This window comes from Nocardioides sp. Z43_10 (genome assembly GCF_059766615.1).
Genome location: NZ_JCBAJY010000012.1, coordinates 11759 through 30638, shown reverse-complemented (window position 1 = coordinate 30638; position 18880 = coordinate 11759). Strand labels below are relative to the sequence as shown.

General features: G+C 73.2%; 19 protein-coding genes. All 19 read left to right on the top strand.

Features of this window, described 5'->3' with window-relative positions; all coding sequences use genetic code 11:
• Positions 1-33: 33 nt before the first annotated feature.
• A complete protein-coding gene (gene aroC, locus AC6EI4_RS18100; protein ID WP_498452311.1) occupies positions 34-1212 on the top strand; it encodes a chorismate synthase in 1179 nt (392 codons plus the stop codon).
• Complete coding sequence (locus AC6EI4_RS18095) at positions 1209-1724, top strand: shikimate kinase (RefSeq protein WP_498452310.1); 516 nt, start codon at positions 1209-1211, stop codon at positions 1722-1724. The genes aroC and AC6EI4_RS18095 overlap by 4 nt, the downstream gene beginning before the upstream one ends.
• On the top strand, positions 1721-2848 hold the full coding sequence (gene aroB, locus AC6EI4_RS18090; RefSeq protein ID WP_498452309.1) for a 3-dehydroquinate synthase: 1128 nt from the start codon (positions 1721-1723) through the stop codon (positions 2846-2848). The genes AC6EI4_RS18095 and aroB overlap by 4 nt, the downstream gene beginning before the upstream one ends.
• Positions 2845-3273, top strand: coding sequence for a type II 3-dehydroquinate dehydratase (locus AC6EI4_RS18085; protein WP_498425166.1), 429 nt, complete (start codon positions 2845-2847; stop codon positions 3271-3273). The genes aroB and AC6EI4_RS18085 overlap by 4 nt, the downstream gene beginning before the upstream one ends.
• Before the next feature lie 171 nt (positions 3274-3444).
• Entirely contained in the window at positions 3445-3612 is a 168-nt protein-coding gene (locus AC6EI4_RS18080; RefSeq protein WP_498425167.1) for a CsbD family protein, read from the top strand.
• A 241-nt stretch (positions 3613-3853) separates the two neighbouring features.
• Positions 3854-4417: an elongation factor P gene (gene efp / locus AC6EI4_RS18075; RefSeq protein WP_498425168.1), complete on the top strand. Its 564-nt coding sequence runs from the start codon at positions 3854-3856 to the stop codon at positions 4415-4417.
• Positions 4417-4824 carry a transcription antitermination factor NusB gene (nusB, locus tag AC6EI4_RS18070; protein ID WP_498425169.1) on the top strand — a complete coding sequence of 136 codons (408 nt, stop codon included), beginning with the start codon at positions 4417-4419 and terminating at the stop codon, positions 4822-4824. The genes efp and nusB overlap by 1 nt, the downstream gene beginning before the upstream one ends.
• A gap of 70 nt (positions 4825-4894) precedes the next feature.
• On the top strand, positions 4895-5737 hold the full coding sequence (locus AC6EI4_RS18065) for a DUF1206 domain-containing protein (RefSeq protein ID WP_498452308.1): 843 nt from the start codon (positions 4895-4897) through the stop codon (positions 5735-5737).
• A 41-nt stretch (positions 5738-5778) separates the two neighbouring features.
• Complete coding sequence (locus tag AC6EI4_RS18060; RefSeq protein ID WP_498452307.1) at positions 5779-7140, top strand: dihydrolipoyl dehydrogenase family protein; 1362 nt, start codon at positions 5779-5781, stop codon at positions 7138-7140.
• Between the two features lie 264 nt (positions 7141-7404).
• Positions 7405-7977 (top strand): bifunctional pyr operon transcriptional regulator/uracil phosphoribosyltransferase PyrR, encoded by a 573-nt coding sequence (gene pyrR, locus AC6EI4_RS18055; protein WP_498425172.1) that lies wholly within the window; start codon positions 7405-7407, stop codon positions 7975-7977.
• Positions 7974-8909: an aspartate carbamoyltransferase catalytic subunit gene (locus AC6EI4_RS18050; protein ID WP_498425173.1), complete on the top strand. Its 936-nt coding sequence runs from the start codon at positions 7974-7976 to the stop codon at positions 8907-8909. Before pyrR ends, AC6EI4_RS18050 begins: the two co-directional genes overlap by 4 nt.
• Positions 8906-10195 carry a dihydroorotase gene (locus AC6EI4_RS18045; RefSeq protein ID WP_498425174.1) on the top strand — a complete coding sequence of 430 codons (1290 nt, stop codon included), beginning with the start codon at positions 8906-8908 and terminating at the stop codon, positions 10193-10195. Before AC6EI4_RS18050 ends, AC6EI4_RS18045 begins: the two co-directional genes overlap by 4 nt.
• Entirely contained in the window at positions 10192-11367 is a 1176-nt protein-coding gene (gene carA / locus AC6EI4_RS18040; RefSeq protein ID WP_498452306.1) for a glutamine-hydrolyzing carbamoyl-phosphate synthase small subunit, read from the top strand. The genes AC6EI4_RS18045 and carA overlap by 4 nt, the downstream gene beginning before the upstream one ends.
• Before the next feature lie 3 nt (positions 11368-11370).
• Positions 11371-14709: a carbamoyl-phosphate synthase large subunit gene (carB, locus tag AC6EI4_RS18035; RefSeq protein ID WP_498452305.1), complete on the top strand. Its 3339-nt coding sequence runs from the start codon at positions 11371-11373 to the stop codon at positions 14707-14709.
• On the top strand, positions 14706-15761 hold the full coding sequence (locus AC6EI4_RS18030; RefSeq protein ID WP_498452304.1) for a quinone-dependent dihydroorotate dehydrogenase: 1056 nt from the start codon (positions 14706-14708) through the stop codon (positions 15759-15761). Before carB ends, AC6EI4_RS18030 begins: the two co-directional genes overlap by 4 nt.
• Entirely contained in the window at positions 15758-16621 is an 864-nt protein-coding gene (locus tag AC6EI4_RS18025) for an iron-sulfur cluster-binding protein (RefSeq protein WP_498452303.1), read from the top strand. Before AC6EI4_RS18030 ends, AC6EI4_RS18025 begins: the two co-directional genes overlap by 4 nt.
• Positions 16618-17499 (top strand): nitronate monooxygenase, encoded by an 882-nt coding sequence (locus AC6EI4_RS18020; RefSeq protein WP_498452302.1) that lies wholly within the window; start codon positions 16618-16620, stop codon positions 17497-17499. Before AC6EI4_RS18025 ends, AC6EI4_RS18020 begins: the two co-directional genes overlap by 4 nt.
• Positions 17496-18335 (top strand): orotidine-5'-phosphate decarboxylase, encoded by an 840-nt coding sequence (gene pyrF / locus AC6EI4_RS18015; RefSeq protein WP_498452301.1) that lies wholly within the window; start codon positions 17496-17498, stop codon positions 18333-18335. Before AC6EI4_RS18020 ends, pyrF begins: the two co-directional genes overlap by 4 nt.
• Positions 18332-18808 carry a hypothetical protein gene (locus AC6EI4_RS18010; protein ID WP_498452300.1) on the top strand — a complete coding sequence of 159 codons (477 nt, stop codon included), beginning with the start codon at positions 18332-18334 and terminating at the stop codon, positions 18806-18808. The genes pyrF and AC6EI4_RS18010 overlap by 4 nt, the downstream gene beginning before the upstream one ends.
• The last annotated feature ends 72 nt before the right edge of the window (positions 18809-18880 follow it).

Genomic DNA, 18880 nt, shown 5'->3' with positions numbered 1-18880 from the left:
CGCGCGCCCGGCCGGGCGTGACACACTGCGCGCATGCTTCGTTGGCTCACCGCGGGCGAGTCCCACGGCCCGTCCCTGGTCGCAATCCTCGAGGGTCTGCCGGCCCATGTCCGGATCACCTCCGACGACATCGCCGACTCCCTGGCCCGGCGCCGTCTCGGCTACGGCCGCGGCGCCCGGATGAAGTTCGAGCAGGACCAGGTCACCTTCACCGGCGGCGTCCGGCACGGGGAGACCCAGGGCGGCCCGGTCGCGATCATCGTCGGCAACACCGAGTGGCCCAAGTGGGAGAAGGTGATGTCGGCCGACCCGGTCGACCCCGTGGAGCTGGAGGCGCTGGCGCGCAACGCCCCGCTGACCCGGCCGCGCCCGGGCCACGCCGACCTGGTCGGCATGCAGAAGTACGACTTCGACGAGGCCCGCCCGATCCTGGAGCGCGCCTCGGCCCGCGAGACCGCCGCCCGCGTCGCCCTCGGTCGCGTCGCGAGCAACTTCCTCGAGCAGAGCGTGGGTGCGCGGATCGTCTCGCACGTGGTCGAGCTCGGCGGCGTGCCCGCACCGGCCGGCCTGATCCCGCAGCCCGACGACGTGGCCCGCCTCGACGAGGACCCGGTGCGCTGCCTGGACCCCGAGGCCAGCCGGGCGATGGTCGAGGTCATCGACCAGGCGCACAAGGACGGCGACACCCTGGGCGGCGTCGTCGAGGTCGTCGTGCACGGGCTCCCGCCGGGGCTGGGCTCGCACGTGCACTGGGACCGGCGCCTCGACGCCCGGCTGGCCGGTGCGCTGATGGGGATCCAGGCGATCAAGGGCGTCGAGGTCGGCGACGGCTTCGACCTGGCCGCCACCCCCGGCTCGCTGGCCCACGACGAGATCGTCTCCACCCCCGACGGGATCCGCCGTACCAGCGGACGCTCGGGTGGCACCGAGGGCGGCATGTCCACCGGCGAGGTGCTCCGGGTGCGCGCGGCGATGAAGCCGATCGCGACCGTCCCGCGGGCGCTGCGCACGATCGACGTGGCCACCGGCGAGGAGGCCGTCGCCCACCACCAGCGCTCGGACGTCTGCGCGGTCCCGGCCGCCGGCATCGTCGCCGAGGCGATGGTGGCCCTGGTGCTCGCCGAGGCGGTCGTGGAGAAGTTCGGCGGCGACTCGGTGGCCGAGACCCGCCGCAACGCCGAGAGCTACCTGGACACGCTGAGGTTCCGGTGACGCGCCCCCGCGTCGTCCTGGTCGGCCCGATGGGCGCCGGCAAGACCACCGTCGCCGAGCTCCTCGCCCAGCGCTGGGACGCCGAGGTGCGCGACACCGACCACGACGTCGAGCGCGTCGAGGGGCGCAGCATCTCCGACATCTTCGTCGACGAGGGCGAGGACTACTTCCGCGCCGTCGAGCGGCAGGCGGTCGCCCGCGCGCTCGCCGAGCACGAGGGCGTCCTGGCCCTGGGCGGCGGAGCCGTGCTCGACCCCGACACCCGCGAGCTGCTGGCCGGCCACACGGTCGTCTACCTGCGCGTCGGGCTCGCCGACGCCGTCAAGCGGGTCGGGCTGGGGATCGCCCGACCGATGCTGATGGGCAACGTGCGCGCCCGGGTCAAGGCGCTCCTGGAGGAGCGCGCGCCCATCTACGAGGCGGTCGCCACCCACAGTGTGGACACCGACCAGCGCAGCCCCGAGGAGGTCGCCGCCGAGGTGGCCGACCGGGTCGGGGAGGACCCGCGATGAGCGACTCGGCCACGCCCGGATCCGGCGCGGACGCGACCGTGCTGCACGTCGGCGGCGCCTCGCCGTACGACGTGGTGGTCGGCCACGGGCTGGCCGACCGGCTGCCGGCGATGCTCGGCGACTCCGTCCAGCGGGTCGCCTTCCTCTACGCCGCGGAGCTGGGCGAGCTCGCGCAGCCGATCGTGGAGCGGCTCGTCGAGCACTACGACGTGCTCGCGCTCGGGCTGCCCGACGGCGAGCAGGCCAAGACCGCGGCCGTCGCCGCCGACTGCTGGGAGGCGCTGGGGGAGCGCGGCTTCACCCGCTCCGACGCCGTGGTCACCTTCGGCGGCGGCGCGACCACCGACCTGGGCGGCTTCGTCGCGGCCACCTGGCTGCGCGGGGTGCGCGTCGTGCACGTGCCGACCACCCTGCTGGCCATGGTCGACGCCGCGGTGGGCGGCAAGACCGGCATCAACACCGCCGCCGGGAAGAACCTGGTCGGCGCCTTCCACGAGCCGGCCGGCGTGCTGTGCGACCTCGCGACGCTGGCCACGCTGCCGCGCGCCGAGCTGGTCGCCGGACTGGGCGAGGTGATCAAGTGCGGCTTCATCGCCGACCCCACCATCCTCGAGCTCGTCGAGGCCACCGACCCGGCCCTGATCACCGCGGAGTCCGCGGTGCTGCGTGAGCTCGTCGAGCGGGCGATCGCGGTGAAGATCGACGTCGTGATCGCCGACCTCAAGGAGACCGGCGGCGTCGGCGGGCACCCCGGGCGCGAGGCGCTCAACTACGGCCACACGCTCGCGCACGCCATCGAGCGCGCCGAGGACTACGGCATCCGCCACGGCGAGGCCGTCGCCATCGGCTGCGTCTACGTCGCCGAGCTGGCCCGGCTGGTCGGGCGGATCACGCCCGAGCTCGCCGAGCGGCACCGCGCCGCGTTCGCGCGCGTCGGGCTGCCGACCAGCTACCAGGGGGCCGGCTTCGAGGACCTGCTGGCGTCGATGCGGGTCGACAAGAAGTCCCGCGGCTCCCAGCTGCGGTTCGTGGTGCTCGACGACCTGGCCCGGCCGAGCGTGCTGGCGGGCCCCGACGAGGCGCTGCTGCGCGAGGCGTTCGCCGCGATCGGCGCGCCCGCGTGAGCCGGGTGCTGGTCCTCAACGGCCCCAACCTGCGGCGCCTGGGGCGTCGCCAGCCCGAGATCTACGGCACCACCACCTACGACGAGCTCGTCGAGCTGTGCCAGGGGTGGGGCCGCGAGCTGGGCCTCGAGGTGGAGGTGCGCCAGACCAACCACGAGGGGGAGCTGGTGGACTGGCTCAACCAGGCCGCCGACGACGCGACCCCGGTGGTCCTCAACGCCGCCGCCTGGACGCACTACTCCTACGCGCTCTTCGACGCCTGCGCCCAGCTGGAGGCCCCGCTGGTCGAGGTGCACATCTCCGACCCGGCCCAGCGCCCCGAGGAGTTCCGGCACACCTCGGTGGTCACCCCGCACGCCGTCGCGGTCGTCGCGGGTGAGGGCATCGACGGCTACCGCCAGGCCCTCCAGCACCTGGCCCGGTAGCCGGGCCGGTCGCCCGGGCGACCGTTCAGAAGGAAAACGCAGCGCAGAACGCGGCTCTGGGGCCGATCCGCGCCGAGTTTTCCTTCCGAAGTGTCGCTTCGCCTCGAGCGGGGTACCGCTTCGGGCGGGACGTCGGCTCCCGACGTTCACACGCACTCCCGAGGAGGAACGATGAGCGACGACGCCAAGCACAAGATCGACGAGGTCTCCGGCAAGGCCAAGGAGAAGGTCGGCGACGCCACCGGCGACGACAAGATGAAGACCGAGGGCAAGGCCGACCAGTCGAAGGCGAACCTCAAGCAGGCCGGCGACAAGGTGAAGGACGCCTTCAAGGGCTGACCCGCCCACCCACGTCCCGTCGCCCGGCGAACGGGGAGGAGCACCGCCCCCCAGTGGGGCGGTGCTCCTGTGGCGCCAGGAAGTCGCGGTGGTCCGGGGATCTCGCGTGGATCATCGCAGTGGGCTCTGGTTCGTCGCTGCCGCGCGGACGCCGCTAGACTCGTCCGCTGTCGCCCGCCGCCGCCTGGCGTGGCAGCTCGGCTGACATCCCACTCTTCGACGAAGGCAAGGTTCCTCGCGCATGGCATCGACCAACGACCTGAAGAACGGCATGGTTCTCAACATCGACGGCCAGCTCTGGACGGTGATCGAGTTCCAGCACGTCAAGCCCGGCAAGGGACCGGCCTTCGTGCGGACCAAGCTGAAGAACGTGCTGACCAACAAGACCGTCGACAAGACGTTCAACGCCGGCACCAAGGTCGAGACCGCGACGGTCGACAAGCGCACCATGCAGTACCTGTACAACGACGGCTCCGCGTACGTGTTCATGGACACCAGCTCCTACGAGCAGCTCGAGGTCCCGCCGGAGACCGTCGGGGACGCCACGAACTTCCTCCTGGAGAACCAGGAGGCGATCGTCGCCACCAACGAGGGCCGCGTGCTCTACATCGAGCTGCCGGCGTCGGTCGAGCTGGTCGTGAAGTACACCGAGCCCGGGCTGCAGGGTGACCGCTCCTCCGGTGGCACGAAGCCCGCCGAGCTGGAGACCGGCCACAACATCCAGGTGCCGCTGTTCATCACCACCGGCGAGAAGATCAAGGTCGACACCCGCGACTCCTCCTACCTGGGTCGCGTCTCTTCCTGATGGGCGCTCGTTCCAAGTCCCGCAAGCGCGCCCTCGACGTCCTCTACGCCTCCGACCTGCGCGCGGAGAGCCCCGTCGAGGCGCTCGACCGGGCGATCGCCGACGGCGAGGGGCCGACCAACGACTACACCGCCACCCTGGTGCGCGGGGTCGTCGAGCACCAGGAGCGCATCGACGAGCTGCTGCGCTCCTACGCCCACGGTTGGACGCTGGAGCGGATGCCCGCGGTGGACCGCAACGTGCTGCGTCTGGGCGTCTTCGAGGTGCTCTACGTCGACGACGTGCCGGACGCGGTCGCGGTCAGCGAGGCGATGGGCCTGGTGCGCGACCTGTCCACCGACGAGTCGCCGTCCTTCGTCAACGGCGTGCTCGGCAACATCGTGCGGGACAAGTCCACTCTGACCTGAGCTGTCCGCTGTGCCCCCGGGTGGCCCACGCCTCGTTTGTGTGGTTCCTCCCGGGGGCACAGTCGTCTCCATGGCTCAGCTGAAGACACACGCCGACGACCTGGGACGTCGCGCCGAGGACAGTGACTGGATCGACCGGGCCGTGCGCTTCGGCCTGGTGGTCTACGGCGTGGTCCACCTGGTGATCGCCTGGCTCGCCCTGCAGCTCGCGCTGGGCGACCAGGAGGGCTCGGCCAGCAGCACCGGTGCCCTGCAGCAGCTGGCCGAGCAGGACTTCGGCCGGATCCTGATCTGGCTGGTCGCCTTCGGGATGACGCTGCTGGTGCTGTCCCGGCTGCTCGAGCTGTTCGTCGGCCACCGCGAGGACGAGGGCGCCGACCTGTGGCGCCACCGCGCCGGGGACGCGTTCAAGGCGGTCGTCTACGGCGCGCTGGCGTTCTCCGCGGTCAAGATCGCCCACGGTGGCGGCTCCTCGGGCGGATCCGGGTCCAAGCAGGGCGGCGGCTCCGACGGCTACACCGCCCAGGTGATGGGCTGGCCCGGCGGGCAGTTCCTCGTCGGCGCGGCCGGAGTGGCGGTGATCGGGTACGGCGCGGCGCTGATCTGGAAGGGCCTCAGCGAGAAGCACGCCAAGCAGCTGGCCGGTGAGGGCAAGACCGGCGAGGCCGGACGCGCCTACCTGCTGCTCGGCAAGGTCGGCTACGCCGCGAAGGGCGTCGCGATCGGCGTGGTCGGCGCGCTGTTCGTCTACGCCGCGGCCACCCACGACCCGAAGAAGTCCGGCGGGCTCGACGCCGCCCTGCACAAGGTGCTGCAGCAGCCGTTCGGCCCGGTCCTGCTGGGCGCGATCGCCCTGGGCATCGGCTGCTACGGGCTGTTCTGCTTCGCGAGGGCGCGACACCTGTCACGCTGAGCGACCCGTGTCGAACAGGTCGCTTTGGGCACCTGTGCGCCATGGACGTCGACGTGGTGGTGATCGGTCTCGGACCGGGTGGTGAGCTGGCCGCCAACAAGCTGGCAAGTGCGGGGCTCTCGGTGGTGGGGGTGGAGCGTCGGCTGGTGGGCGGCGAGTGCCCCTTCTTCGGGTGCGTGCCCTCGGAGATGATCATCCGGGCGGCCGACTCGCTGGCCGAGGCGCGTCGCGCCGACGGCCTGGCCGGCGACGTCGAGGTCGAGCCGGAGTGGGGCCGGGTCGCGGCCCGGATCGAGAAGCAGGCCACCGCCGGGTGGAGCGACGAGAGCCACGTGGAGCGCCTGGAGCGGGCCGGGGTGAGCATCGTGCGCGGCCAGGGCCGCCTCGACGGGCCGGGCCGGGTGGTGGTCGAGACCGCCGACGGCCCCCAGGAGTACGTCGCGGCGCGCGGCGTCGTGCTCAACCCTGGTCGCGACCCCGGGGTCCCGGACATCGACGGCCTCGCGGACACGCCGTACTGGACGAACCGCGACGTGGCGCAGGCCCAGGAGCTGCCCGAGTCGATGGTGATCCTCGGCGCCGGCGCGATGGGCTGCGAGTTCGCCCAGGCGTTCGCCCGGTTCGGGGTGAAGGTGACGCTGCTCGAGACCGGCCCACGCCTGGTGCCCACCGAGGAACCGGAGGTCTGCGAGCTGCTCGCCGAGGTGCTCAGCGGCGAGGGTGTGGACATCCAGACCGGGGTCGAGGTGTCCGCGGTGGCCTACGACGGGCGGTTCCGGCTGTGCGTCGACGACCGGACGGTGGAGGCCGACCAACTGCTGCTGGCCGGGGGCCGGCGCGCGAACCTGTCCGGGCTCGGCCTGGAGAGCGTCGGCCTGGACCCGGACGCGGACGTGATCGAGACCGACGAGCGGATGCGCGCCGGCGAGCGGCTGTGGGTGGTCGGCGACGTCACCGGCAAGGGCGACTACACCCACGTCTCGCTCTACCAGGGCGACGTCGTGGTCCGCGACGTTCTGGGTCAGGACGGGCCCTGGGCCGACTACCGCTCGGTGGGGCGGGTGACCTTCACCGACCCCGAGATCGGCTCGCTGGGCCTCAACGAGGAGCAGGCGCGCGCGGCCGGGATCCGGGTGATCACCGGCAGCGCGGACATGCCGAAGTCGAGCCGGGGCTGGATCCACCAGGCCGGCAACGAGGGTCTGATCAAGCTGATCGCCGACGCCGACCGCCAGGTGCTGGTGGGCGGTACCGCGATGGGACCGGCCGGGGGAGAGGTGCTCGGCATGCTCGCCACCGCGGTGCACGCCGAGGTGGGCCTGGACACGCTGCGCACCATGCACTTCGCCTACCCGACGTTCCACCGGGCGGTGGAGGCGGCGCTGGCCGACCTGGGTCGGTGAGCCCCAGGCGCCCCGGGAACCACGAGTTAACTCGTGAAACCCGCACTTCCCACGTGAAGGAACACGTGGGAAGTGCGGGTTTCGTGTGGGGAGTACGCCGGGGGCGCCGGGCCGATCGGGTGCCCCGCGAGTGGCGTGAGGCGGGCGGGGTCCGGCCCTCCTGGACGGGCGGCGCCGGGCCCCCGGTGGACTGATAAGGTCGACGCCGATCGACATCCTTTAACGAGCCGTCCAGTGAGGCGGAGAAGGAGGTCCGGCACGCTGATGCCTGCCCTGACGCCCGACAGTCCCGACTCGGTCGGGACCCTCCCCGAGGGCCGCACCGTCCTCGACGCCCGTGACATCACCCGGGCGCTGACCCGGATCGCCCACGAGATTCTCGAGCGCAACAAGGGCGCCGGCGACCTCGTCCTGCTGGGGCTGCACACCCGCGGGGTGCCGCTGGCCAAGCGGATCGCCGAGCGCATCCACGCGGTCGAGGGCGCCCCGGTCGCGGTCGGGTCGCTGGACGTGACGATGTACCGCGACGACCTGCGCTCGCACCCGACCCGCACCCCGCACAAGACGTCGATGCCGCCCGGCGGCATCGACGGCAAGACCGTGGTGCTCGTCGACGACGTCCTCTACTCCGGGCGCACCGTGCGCGCCGCGCTGGACGCCCTCAACGACCTGGGACGCCCGGCCGTGGTGCGCCTCGCGGTGCTCGTCGACCGCGGCCACCGCGAGCTGCCGATCCGCGCCGACCACGTCGGCAAGAACCTGCCCAGCGCCCGCTCGGAGCGCGTCGGCGTGCTGGTCGAGGAGATCGACGGGATCGACGAGGTGCGGATCGCGTGAACAAGCACCTGCTCTCGATCGACGACCTCGATCTCGACGACATCGCCACCCTCTTCGACACCGCCGCGGAGATGCACGACGTGCAGCGCCGCGAGGTCAAGAAGCTGCCGGCCCTGCGTGGGCGCACGGTGATCAACCTGTTCTTCGAGGACTCCACCCGGACCCGCTCGAGCTTCGAGATCGCCGGGAAGTGGCTCTCCGCGGACACCATCAACATCACCGGCAAGGGCTCCTCGACCTCCAAGGGCGAGAGCCTGCGCGACACCGTGCAGACCGTGTGCGCGATGGGCGTGGACGCCCTGGTGATGCGCCACGGCGCCAGCGGGGCGGCCCGCCAGGTCAGTGAGTGGGTGGACGCGGTGGTGATCAACGCCGGCGACGGCACCCACGAGCACCCCACCCAGGCTTTGCTGGACGCCTACACCCTGCAGCGCCGGCTCGGCACGCTGGAGGGACGCCACGTGGTGCTGGTCGGCGACCTCACCCACAGCCGGGTCTTCCGCAGCAACGTGCTCAGCCTGACCAAGCTCGGCGCCGAGGTGACCGTGGTCGCCCCGCCGACGCTGATGCCCAGCGGCATCGACGCCTGGTCGGCCGCGGCCGGCTTCGCCACGTCGTACGACCTCGACGCGGTGCTGCCCAAGGCCGACGCGGTGATGATGCTGCGCGTCCAGCGCGAACGGATGTCGGGCGGGTTCTTCCCCAGCGCCCGCGAGTACACGGTCGGCTACGGGCTGACCCGCGACCGGCTCTCGCTGCTCGCACCCGACGTGCCCATCTGCCACCCCGGTCCGATGAACCGCGGCCTGGAGATCGCCGCCGACGCCGCCGACGCGGCCCAGTCGGCGGTCCTCGACCAGGTCTCCGCCGGAGTCGCGATCCGGATGTCCGTGCTCTACCACCTGCTCGCCGGAGAGGGGGCCCAGTCGTGACTGGTCCGATCGTCATCAAGGGGGCCTCCCTGCTCGGGGAGCGCACCGCCGACCTGCTCCTCGAGGGCGGGGTGATCCGTGAGATCGGGTCGGTCTCCGCCGCCGGCGCCCGCGTCGTCGACGCCGACGGGCTGGTGGCGCTGCCCGGCCTGGTCGATCTGCACACCCACCTGCGCGAGCCCGGCCGCGAGGACGCCGAGACGGTGCTCACCGGCTCCCGGGCCGCGGCCGCCGGCGGCTTCACCGCCGTCCTCGCGATGGCCAACACCAACCCCGTCACCGACACGGCCGAGAACGCCGAGCGGGTCCTCGACCTCGGCCGGGCCGCCGGCCTGGTCGACGTCGTCCCGGTCGGCGCGGTCACCAAGGCGCTGGCCGGCGAGGAGCTCGCCGAGCTCGGGCTGATGGCCCGCTCCCGGGCGAGGGTGCGGGTCTTCTCCGACGACGGCAGGTGCGTCGCCGACGCCCGGGTGATGCGCCGCGCGCTGGAGTACGTCAAGGCCTTCGGCGGCGTGATCAGCCAGCACTCCCAGGACCCCACCCTGGCCGGGCCCACCTCCTGCTGCCACGAGGGCGAGCTCTCCGGGCGCCTCGGCCTGCCCGGCTGGCCCGGCGTCGCCGAGGAGGTGATCGTGGCGCGCGACGTGATGCTGGCACGCCACACCGGCAGCCGGGTGCACGTCGCCCACGTCTCCACCGCCGGCAGCGTCGAGGTGCTGCGCTGGGCCAAGGCCCAGGGGATCGCGGTCACCGCGGAGGTCACCCCGCACCACCTGATGCTGACCAGCGACCTGCTCTCCGGCTACGACCCGACGTTCAAGGTGAACCCGCCGCTGCGCCCCGACGACGAGGTCGCCGTCCTGCGCGAGGCGCTGGCCGACGGCACCATCGACGCCGTGGCCACCGACCACGCCCCGCACGCGCGCCACGACAAGGAGCACGCCTTCGTCGACGCGGCGTTCGGCATGCTCGGCCTGGAGACCGCACTGTCGGTGGTCACCACGCTGATGGTCGAGACCGGCGCGATGAGCTGGGCCGACGTGGCCCGGGCGATGTCCACCACCCCCGCCCGGATCGCCGGCCTGGAGCACCAGGGCCGTCCACTGGAGGTGGGCGAGCCCGCCAACCTGACCCTGGTCGACCCGAGTGCCCAGGTCACCGTCGACCGCGACGCCTCTCTGTCCCTGTCTCGCAACAATCCCTGGCACGGCCGGTCGCTGACCGGTGCCGTGCACGCCACGCTGCTGCGCGGCGTACCCACCGTCCTGGAAGGAGCCCTCGCGTGAGTGGCCACAAGCTCGGCACCCGCCGGCCCGCACTGCTGGTCCTGGAGGACGGCCGCGCGTTCCGCGGTGAGGCCTTCGGAGCCGAGGGGGAGACCTTCGGCGAGGCCGTCTTCTCCACCGGAATGACCGGCTACCAGGAGACGCTCACCGACCCGTCCTACCACCGCCAGGTGGTGGTGATGACCGCCCCGCACGTCGGCAACACCGGCGTCAACGACGAGGACCCGGAGTCGCGCCGGATCTGGGTCGCCGGCTACGTGGTGCGCGACCCCGCCCGGGTCTCCTCCAACTGGCGCGCGCGACGCACCCTCGACGACGAGCTGCGCGAGCAGGGCGTGGTCGGCATCAGCGGCGTCGACACCCGCGCGCTGACCCGTCACCTGCGCGAGCGGGGCGCGATGCGGGTCGGCATCTCCACCACCGAGACCGACCCCGAGGCACTGCTCGCCCGGGTGCGCGCAGCGGCCGAGATGGCCGGCACCGAGCTGGCCGACGAGGTCACCACCACCGAGGCCTACGTGGTGCCCGCGCGCAACGTCGCCGAGGGCGCCAAGCCGCTTGTGGTCGCCGCGGTGGACCTCGGCATCAAGACCAACACCCCGCGGATGATGGCCGAGCGCGGCATCGAGGTGCACGTGCTGCCCGCGACCGTCTCCCTCGACGAGGTGCAGGCGCTGCGCCCGGACGGGCTGTTCTTCTCCAACGGCCCCGGCGACCCGGCGGCGACCACCCACCAGATCGAGCTGCTGCAGGGGGCGCTGGCCCAGGAGATCCCCTACTTCGGGATCTGCTTCGGCAACCAGCTCTTCGGCCGCGCGCTGGGCTTCGACACCTTCAAGCTGAAGTACGGCCACCGCGGCATCAACCAGCCGGTGCTGGACCGCACCACCGGCAAGGTCGAGGTGACCGCCCACAACCACGGGTTCGCCGTCGACGCGCCGCTGGAGGGCAGCACCCCCACGCCGTACGGCGAGGCGAGCGTCAGCCACGTCTGCCTCAACGACGACGTGGTCGAGGGCCTCGAGCTGCGTGACGCCGAGGGCCGGCTCACCTCGTTCTCGGTGCAGTACCACCCCGAGGCCGCCGCCGGCCCCCACGACGCGGCGTACCTGTTCGACCGGTTCGTCCAACTCATGTCCGAGCGCACCACCGTGAGCCGAGAGGAAGCCTGACCCATGCCGAAGCGTGACGACATCAAGTCGGTCCTGGTCATCGGCTCCGGGCCGATCATCATCGGCCAGGCCTGCGAGTTCGACTACTCCGGCACCCAGGCCTGCCGGGTGCTGCGCGACGAGGGCCTGCGGGTGATCCTGGTCAACTCCAACCCGGCCACGATCATGACCGACCCCGAGTTCGCCGACGCCACCTACGTCGAGCCGATCACCGCGGAGTACGTCGAGAAGGTGATCGCCAAGGAGCGCCCCGACGCGCTGCTGGCCACCCTCGGCGGGCAGACCGCGCTGAACTGCGCGGTCGCCCTGGACGCCGCCGGCGTGCTGGAGAAGTACGGCGTGGAGCTGATCGGCGCCTCCATCGAGGCGATCGACCGCGGCGAGAACCGGCAGGTGTTCAAGGGCATCGTCGAGGAGCTCGGCGGCGAGTGCGCCAAGTCCGTGATCTGCCACTCGATGGACGACTGCCTCGCCGCCGCCGACGAGCTCGGCTACCCGATGGTGGTGCGCCCGTCGTTCACGATGGGCGGCACCGGCTCGGGGATGGCCTACGACGAGGCCGACCTGCGCCGCATCGCCGGGTCCGGCCTGGCCGCCAGCCCGACCACCGAGGTCCTCCTGGAGGAGTCGATCATCGGCTGGAAGGAGTACGAGCTGGAGGTGATGCGCGACACCGCGGACAACGTGGTGATCATCTGCTCGATCGAGAACCTCGACCCGATGGGCGTGCACACCGGCGACTCGATCACGGTGGCGCCGGCGATGACGCTCACCGACCGCGAGTACCAGAAGATGCGCGACCTCTCGATCGGCATCATCCGCTCGGTCGGCGTGGACACCGGCGGCTGCAACATCCAGTACGCGGTGAACCCCGTCGACGGCCGGCTGATCGTGATCGAGATGAACCCCCGGGTCTCGCGCTCCAGCGCGCTGGCCTCGAAGGCGACCGGCTTCCCGATCGCCAAGATCGCCGCCAAGGTCGCGATCGGCTACACCCTCGACGAGATCCCCAACGACATCACCGTGCGCGCCGACGGCTCCAGCACCCCGGCCGCGTTCGAGCCGACCCTGGACTACGTGGTCGTCAAGGTGCCGCGCTTCGCCTTTGAGAAGTTCCCCGGCGCCGACCCGACGCTGACCACGCACATGAAGTCGGTGGGCGAGGCGATGGCGATCGGGCGCAACTTCACCGAGGCGCTGCAGAAGGCGCTGCGCAGCCTGGAGAGCAAGGGCGCGGTCTTCGACTTCGCCCCGGTCGGCCACGATGCGCTGGACCGCGAGGCGCTGCTGGACTCCGCGAAGGTCCCGCACGACGGCCGGCTGCGCGAGGTGATGGACGCGATCCGCGCCGGCGCCACCCCCGAAGAGGTCTTCGACGCCACCAAGATCGACCCGTGGTTCGTCGACCAGCTGTTCCTGATCCACGAGGTCGCCGGCGAGGTCGGCGTCGCCGAGCGGCTCGATGAGCCCACCCTGCGCCTGGCCAAGCGGCACGGCTTCTCCGACGCGCAGATCGGCCGGATCCGCGGGCTGCGCGAGGACGTGGTCCGCGGGGTGCGCCAGGCCCTGGGGGTGCGCCCGGTCTACAAGACCGTCGACACCTGCGCCGCCGAGTTCGCCGCCGCCACGCCGTACCACTACTCCTCCTACGAGGAGGAGAGCGAGGTGCGCCCCCGCGAGAAGCAGGCGGTGATCATCCTCGGCTCCGGGCCGAACCGGATCGGGCAGGGCATCGAGTTCGACTACAGCTGCGTGCACGCGTCGCTGGCCCTCGCCGAGGCCGGCTACGAGACGATCATGGTCAACTGCAACCCCGAGACCGTCTCCACCGACTACGACACCTCCGACCGGCTCTACTTCGAGCCGCTGACCCTGGAGGACGTGCTCGAGATCGTGCACGCCGAGCGGCAGGCCGGACCGCTGGCCGGCGTCATCTGCCAGCTCGGCGGGCAGACCCCGCTCGGCCTGGCCCAGGGCCTGGAGGACGCCGGGGTGCCGATCGTCGGCACCTCGCCGGCCGCGATCCACCTGGCCGAGGACCGCGGCTCGTTCGGCCGGGTGCTGCACCAGGCCGGGCTGACCGCGCCCAAGCACGGCACCGCCACGTCGTACCCCGAGGCGCAGGAGATCGCCGCCGAGATCGGCTACCCGGTCCTGGTCCGGCCCTCCTACGTGCTCGGCGGACGCGGCATGGAGATCGTCTACGACGACGCGTCGCTGGAGAGCTACCTGGAGAAGTACGTCGCCAACGGGCTGATCAGCGCCGAGCAGCCGGTGCTGGTGGACCGCTTCCTCGACGACGCGATCGAGATCGACGTGGACGCGATCTTCGACGGCGAGGGCCTCTACCTCGGCGGCGTGATGGAGCACATCGAGGAGGCCGGGATCCACTCCGGCGACTCCTCGTGCGCGCTGCCCCCGATCACCCTGGGCGCCCGCGAGATCGGCCGGATCCGCGAGGCCACCCTCGGGATCGCCCGCGGGGTGGGGGTGCGCGGCCTGCTGAACATCCAGTTCGCGCTCAGCTCCGACATCCTCTACGTGCTCGAGGCCAACCCGCGCGCCAGCCGCACCGTGCCGTTCGTCTCCAAGGCGACCGCGACGCCGCTGGCCAAGGCGGCCTCGCGGGTGATGCTCGGGGAGAGCATCGCCGCGCTGCGCGAGGCCGGCGTGCTGCCGGCCACCGGGGACGGCGGCGACCTGCCGGCGTCCGCCCCGATCGCGGTCAAGGAGGCGGTGATGCCCTTCAACCGCTTCAAGACCCCCGACGGGCAGAACGTCGACACCGTGCTCGGCCCGGAGATGAAGTCCACCGGGGAGGTGATGGGCTTCGACGCCGACTTCGGCACCGCCTTCGCCAAGGCCCAGACCGCGGCGTTCGGTCCGCTGCCGACCAGCGGGCGGATCTTCGTCTCGATGGCCAACCGCGACAAGCGCTCGATGATCTTCCCGATCAAGGTGCTCGCCGAGCAGGGCTTCGAGATCCTGGCCACCCAGGGCACCGCCGACGTGCTGCGCCGCAACGGCATCGTCACCACCGTGGTGCGCAAGCACTGGGAGGGCCCCGGCCCGAACGGCGAGCCCACCACGGTGCAGCTGATCCTGGACGGTCGGATCGACCTGATCGTGAACACGCCCTACGGCACCGGCGGCGGACACGCCCGCGTCGACGGCTACGAGATCCGCACCGCGGCGGTGATGGCCAACATCCCGTGCATCACCACCGTCTCCGGGCTCGGCGCGGCCGTGCAGGGCATCGAGGCGATGCGCCGCGGCACCATCGAGGTGCGCAGCCTGCAGGACTGGGCGCGCCTGCCCGAGGTGCCCGGGGCGGCCCGGTGACCTATCGGCTGCTCTTCGACCGGCTGCTGACCCGCACCGACCCCGAGCGCGCCCACCAGGCGGCGTTCACGGCGATCCGCGCGGCCCGGCCGGCGACCGCGCGGGTCCTGGCCCGGCGTACCGCGCAGGCGCGGCCGGTGGAGGCGATGGGGCTGCGCTTCCCGCACGTGCTCGGGCTGGCCGCCGGCTTCGACAAGAACGCCGTCGGCATCGACGCGCTGGCGGCGCTGGGCTTCGGCCACGTCGAGATCGGCACGGTCACCGGGGAGGCGCAGCCGGGCAACCCCCGCCCGCGGCTGTTCCGGCTGTCCGAGGACCGGGCGATCGTGAACCGGATGGGCTTCAACAACGACGGCGCCGAGGCGGTCGCCCGCCGGCTCGCCGAGCGGGCCGCGCGCCGGCGCGAGGCCCCGGGGCCGGTGCTCGGCGTGAACATCGGCAAGACCAAGCTGGTCGCCGAGCAGGACGCGGTCGGCGACTACGAGAAGAGCGCCCGGCTGCTGGCGCCGTTCGCCGACTACCTGGTGGTCAACGTGAGCTCGCCGAACACCCCCGGGCTGCGCGACCTGCAGGCCGTGGAGAAGCTCGAGCCGCTGCTCACCGCGGTACGCCGCCAGGCCGACCGGGTCACCGCGGACCGCGCCGCGCCGGTGCCGCTGCTGGTCAAGATCGCCCCTGATCTCAGCGACGAGGACGTGCTGGCCGTGGCCGACCTGGCGACGGCGGTCGGGCTGCACGGGATCATCGCGACCAACACCACCGTCCGCCGCGACCAGCTGGTCTCCCCGGCCGCGCAGGTGGAGGCGATCGGGGCCGGCGGCGTCTCCGGGCGGCCGGTCGCGGAGCGCTCGCTGGAGGTGCTGCGGCTGCTGCGTGGCCGGGTGGGGGAGGCGATGACGCTGGTCTCGGTCGGCGGCATCAGCACCGTCGACGACGCCCGGACCCGGCTCGCGGCCGGCGCCGATCTGCTGCAGGCCTACAGCGCCTTCGTCTACGAGGGCCCGCGCTGGCCCACCACGATCGTGCGCGGACTGGGCACCGCCCCGGCATGACCCAGACCCCCCGCCCCGGCGCCGGCCCGCTGCACGTGGTCGGCGAGGTGGTCGCGACCAGGCAGGCCGGCGCCTACCGGCACCTGACGCTGACCGCGCCCGGCATCCCCGAGCGGTTCCGCCCCGGCACCTTCGTGGCGCTGTCGCTGGGGCCCGCGGACGGCTCGGCGGCCGACGCGGTCCGGCTGGGGCGGCGCGCGATGTGGATCCACCGGGTCAAGCCGACCGGCGGGTACGGCGCCACCGTCGACCTGGTCGTGGAGCCGCGCGGCCCAGGCTCGACGCAGCTGGCCGGGCTCGCGGTGGGCGCGCGGGTGGCGGTCACCGGCCCGCTGGGGCGACCGTTCGCGCTGCCCAAGGACCCGGTCTCGTGCGTGCTGGTGGGCGAGGGCGCCAGCGCGGCCCCGCTGTTCTCCCTGGCCGAGCGGCTGCATGGCCGCGGGTGCACGGTCACCCTGCTGCTGGGGGCGACGGACGAGGCGCACCTGCTCTCCGCCCTCGAGGTGCGCCGTACCGCCCGCTCGGTCACCGTGGTCACCGGCGACGGCTCGGTCGGGCAGCGCGGTGCGCTGGCCGACGCCGTGGGCGACGTCATCGCCCGCGCCCAGGCCGACGTGGTCTACGCCGCCGGGACCGGCGCCACCCTGCACGCCAGTGCGCTGGCCGCCGAGCGGTTCGGCGCCTGGAGCCAGACCGCGCTGGAGCGCCCCCTGAGCTGCGCCACCGGCCTGTGCCAGGGCTGCACGGTGCCGGTGGTCGGCGAGGACGGCGTCGCCCGGCTGGTGCGCGCCTGCGTCGAGGGCCCGGTGCTGCGCGGCGACCGGGTCCGCTGGGCCGAGCTGCTGGAGGAGCCGCGATGAGCCAGACGACGCCCGGTGAGACGCTCGCCGGCGAGATGCTGGGCGAGACGATGCTCGGGGAGCTGCGGCTGACCAGCCCGGTGCTGACCGCGGCCGGGTGCGCGGGCAGCGGCCGCGAGCTCGCGGCGTACGACGCCCTGGACGCGGTGGGCGCCTTCGTCACGCGCACCCTCACCCTCGACCCGCGCGCCGGGGCGCCGCAGCCGCGGATCGTGGAGAGCCCGTCCGGGCTGGTGCACCAGGTCGGGCTGCAGAACCCCGGCCTGGAGCCGTTCCTGGCCAGCGAGCTGCCCTGGTTGGTGCAGCAGGGCGTGCGGGTGGTGGTGTCCATCGCCGGCGCCAGCGTGGGGGAGTACGCCGACCTGGCCCGCCGGCTGGGCCGGGCCCCGGGCCTGACCGGCATCGAGGTGAACCTCGGCGAGCCGGACCCGGTCGGCGCCGGGGTCCTCGACGTGCGCGACCCGGCCCGGGCCGCCGAGGTCGTCGCGGCGGTGTGCGGCGTCCTGCCCCGAGGCCTGCAGGTGTGGGCCAAGCTCTCGCCCGACGTCGCCGGTGTGACGGAGGCGGCCCGCCGGGTCAGCGAGGCGGGGGCCGACGCCGTGGTGATCGGCCACGCGCTGCCCGCGGCGTTCCCGGACGGGCGCCCCGGCGGGCTGAGCGGACCCGCGATCGCCCCGGTGGTCCTGCGCTGCCTGGGGCAGGCCCGCGCCGCGCTGCCCGCCGTACCGCTGATCGCCGCCGGCGGGGCCAGCACGGCCGCCGACGTGCGTCGCTACCTCGCCGCCGGCGCCGGCGCCGTCCAGGTCGGCACCGCCCTGCTCCACGACCCCACCGCCGTCACGAGGATCGTGGCCGAACTGCGAGGAGAGACCCGATGACCGCCTCCACCACCCCCTTCGGTGCGCGGCTGCACGCCGCCGTGGCGCGCCGCGGCCCGCTGTGCGCCGGCGTCGACCCGCACGCCGCGCTGCTCGACGCGTGGGGGCTGGGCGACGACGTCTCCGGGCTGGAGCGCTTCGCGCTCACCGCGACCGAGGCGATCGCCCCCGTGGTCTCGGTGCTCAAGCCGCAGTCGGCCTTCTTCGAGCGCTTCGGCAGCCGCGGCGTCGCGGTCCTCGAGCGCGTCATCGCCACCGCCCGCGAGGCCGGTGCGCTGGTGCTGCTCGACGTCAAGCGCGGCGACATCGGCTCCACCTCGCAGGCCTACGCCGACGCCTACCTGGACCCGGCCTCGCCGCTGGCGGTGGACGCGATCACCGCCAGCCCCTACCTCGGCTTCGGCTCGCTGACGCCGATGATCGAGACCGCCGCCCGGCACGGCGCCGGGCTGTTCGTGCTCGCGCTCACCTCCAACCCCGAGGGCCCGCAGTTCCAGCACGCGACGACCGACACCGGTCGCCGGGTGGGCGCGACGGTCCTCGACGAGCTGGCGGCGCTCAACGCCGACGCCGACCCGCTGGGCTCCTTCGGCGCCGTCGTCGGCGCCACCGTCGACGCGACGGGGGAGTCGTTCGCGATCAACGGCCCGCTGCTGGCACCCGGGGTGGGCGCCCAGGGCGCCACCCTCGACGACGTACGGCGGGTCTTCGGCGACGCCTCGCGGCACGTGCTGCCCAGCTCCTCGCGCGAGATCCTGCGCGCCGGGCCGGACCCGGCGGCGCTGCGCGACGCGGCGCTGCGGGTCAACGACGCCTGCGCCGTGCTCGGCCGATGAGGGGACCACGCCGGCCGCGGCCGCGCGCCGCGGCGGCGCCGGGGCTGGCCGCGCTCGCGCTGGCCGCGACCGGTCTGCTCGCCACCGGTTGCGCCGACGAGCAGGAGCGCTACTGCGACGCCGTGCGCGAGCACCAGAAGGAGCTGGCCGAGATCGCCGGGTCCGAGGACGGTGGAGCCCTGCTCGAGGCGCTGCCGCCCTACCGCGACCTGGCCGGCAAGGCGCCCAGCGACATCCGCGCCGAGTGGACCCTCGTCGTCAAGCGCCTCGCCGCCGTGGAGGCGGCCCTCGACGACGCCGAGGTGGACCCGGACGACTTCGACCCGAAGAAGCCGCCGCCGGGCGTGACCGAGGCGCAGCAGGAGGCCATCACCGCCGCCGCGACCGCGCTGGGGGACCCCGAGACGGTCCAGGCGATGAGCTCGATCGAGCAGCAGGCCCTCGACGTGTGCACGGCGTCGCTGTACGGCTGAGGGGTCCTGTGACCCGGGTCGCAGGACCATGGCGCCACCGTGGTCCGCGTTGCCAAGCAAATTCGCTTCTGA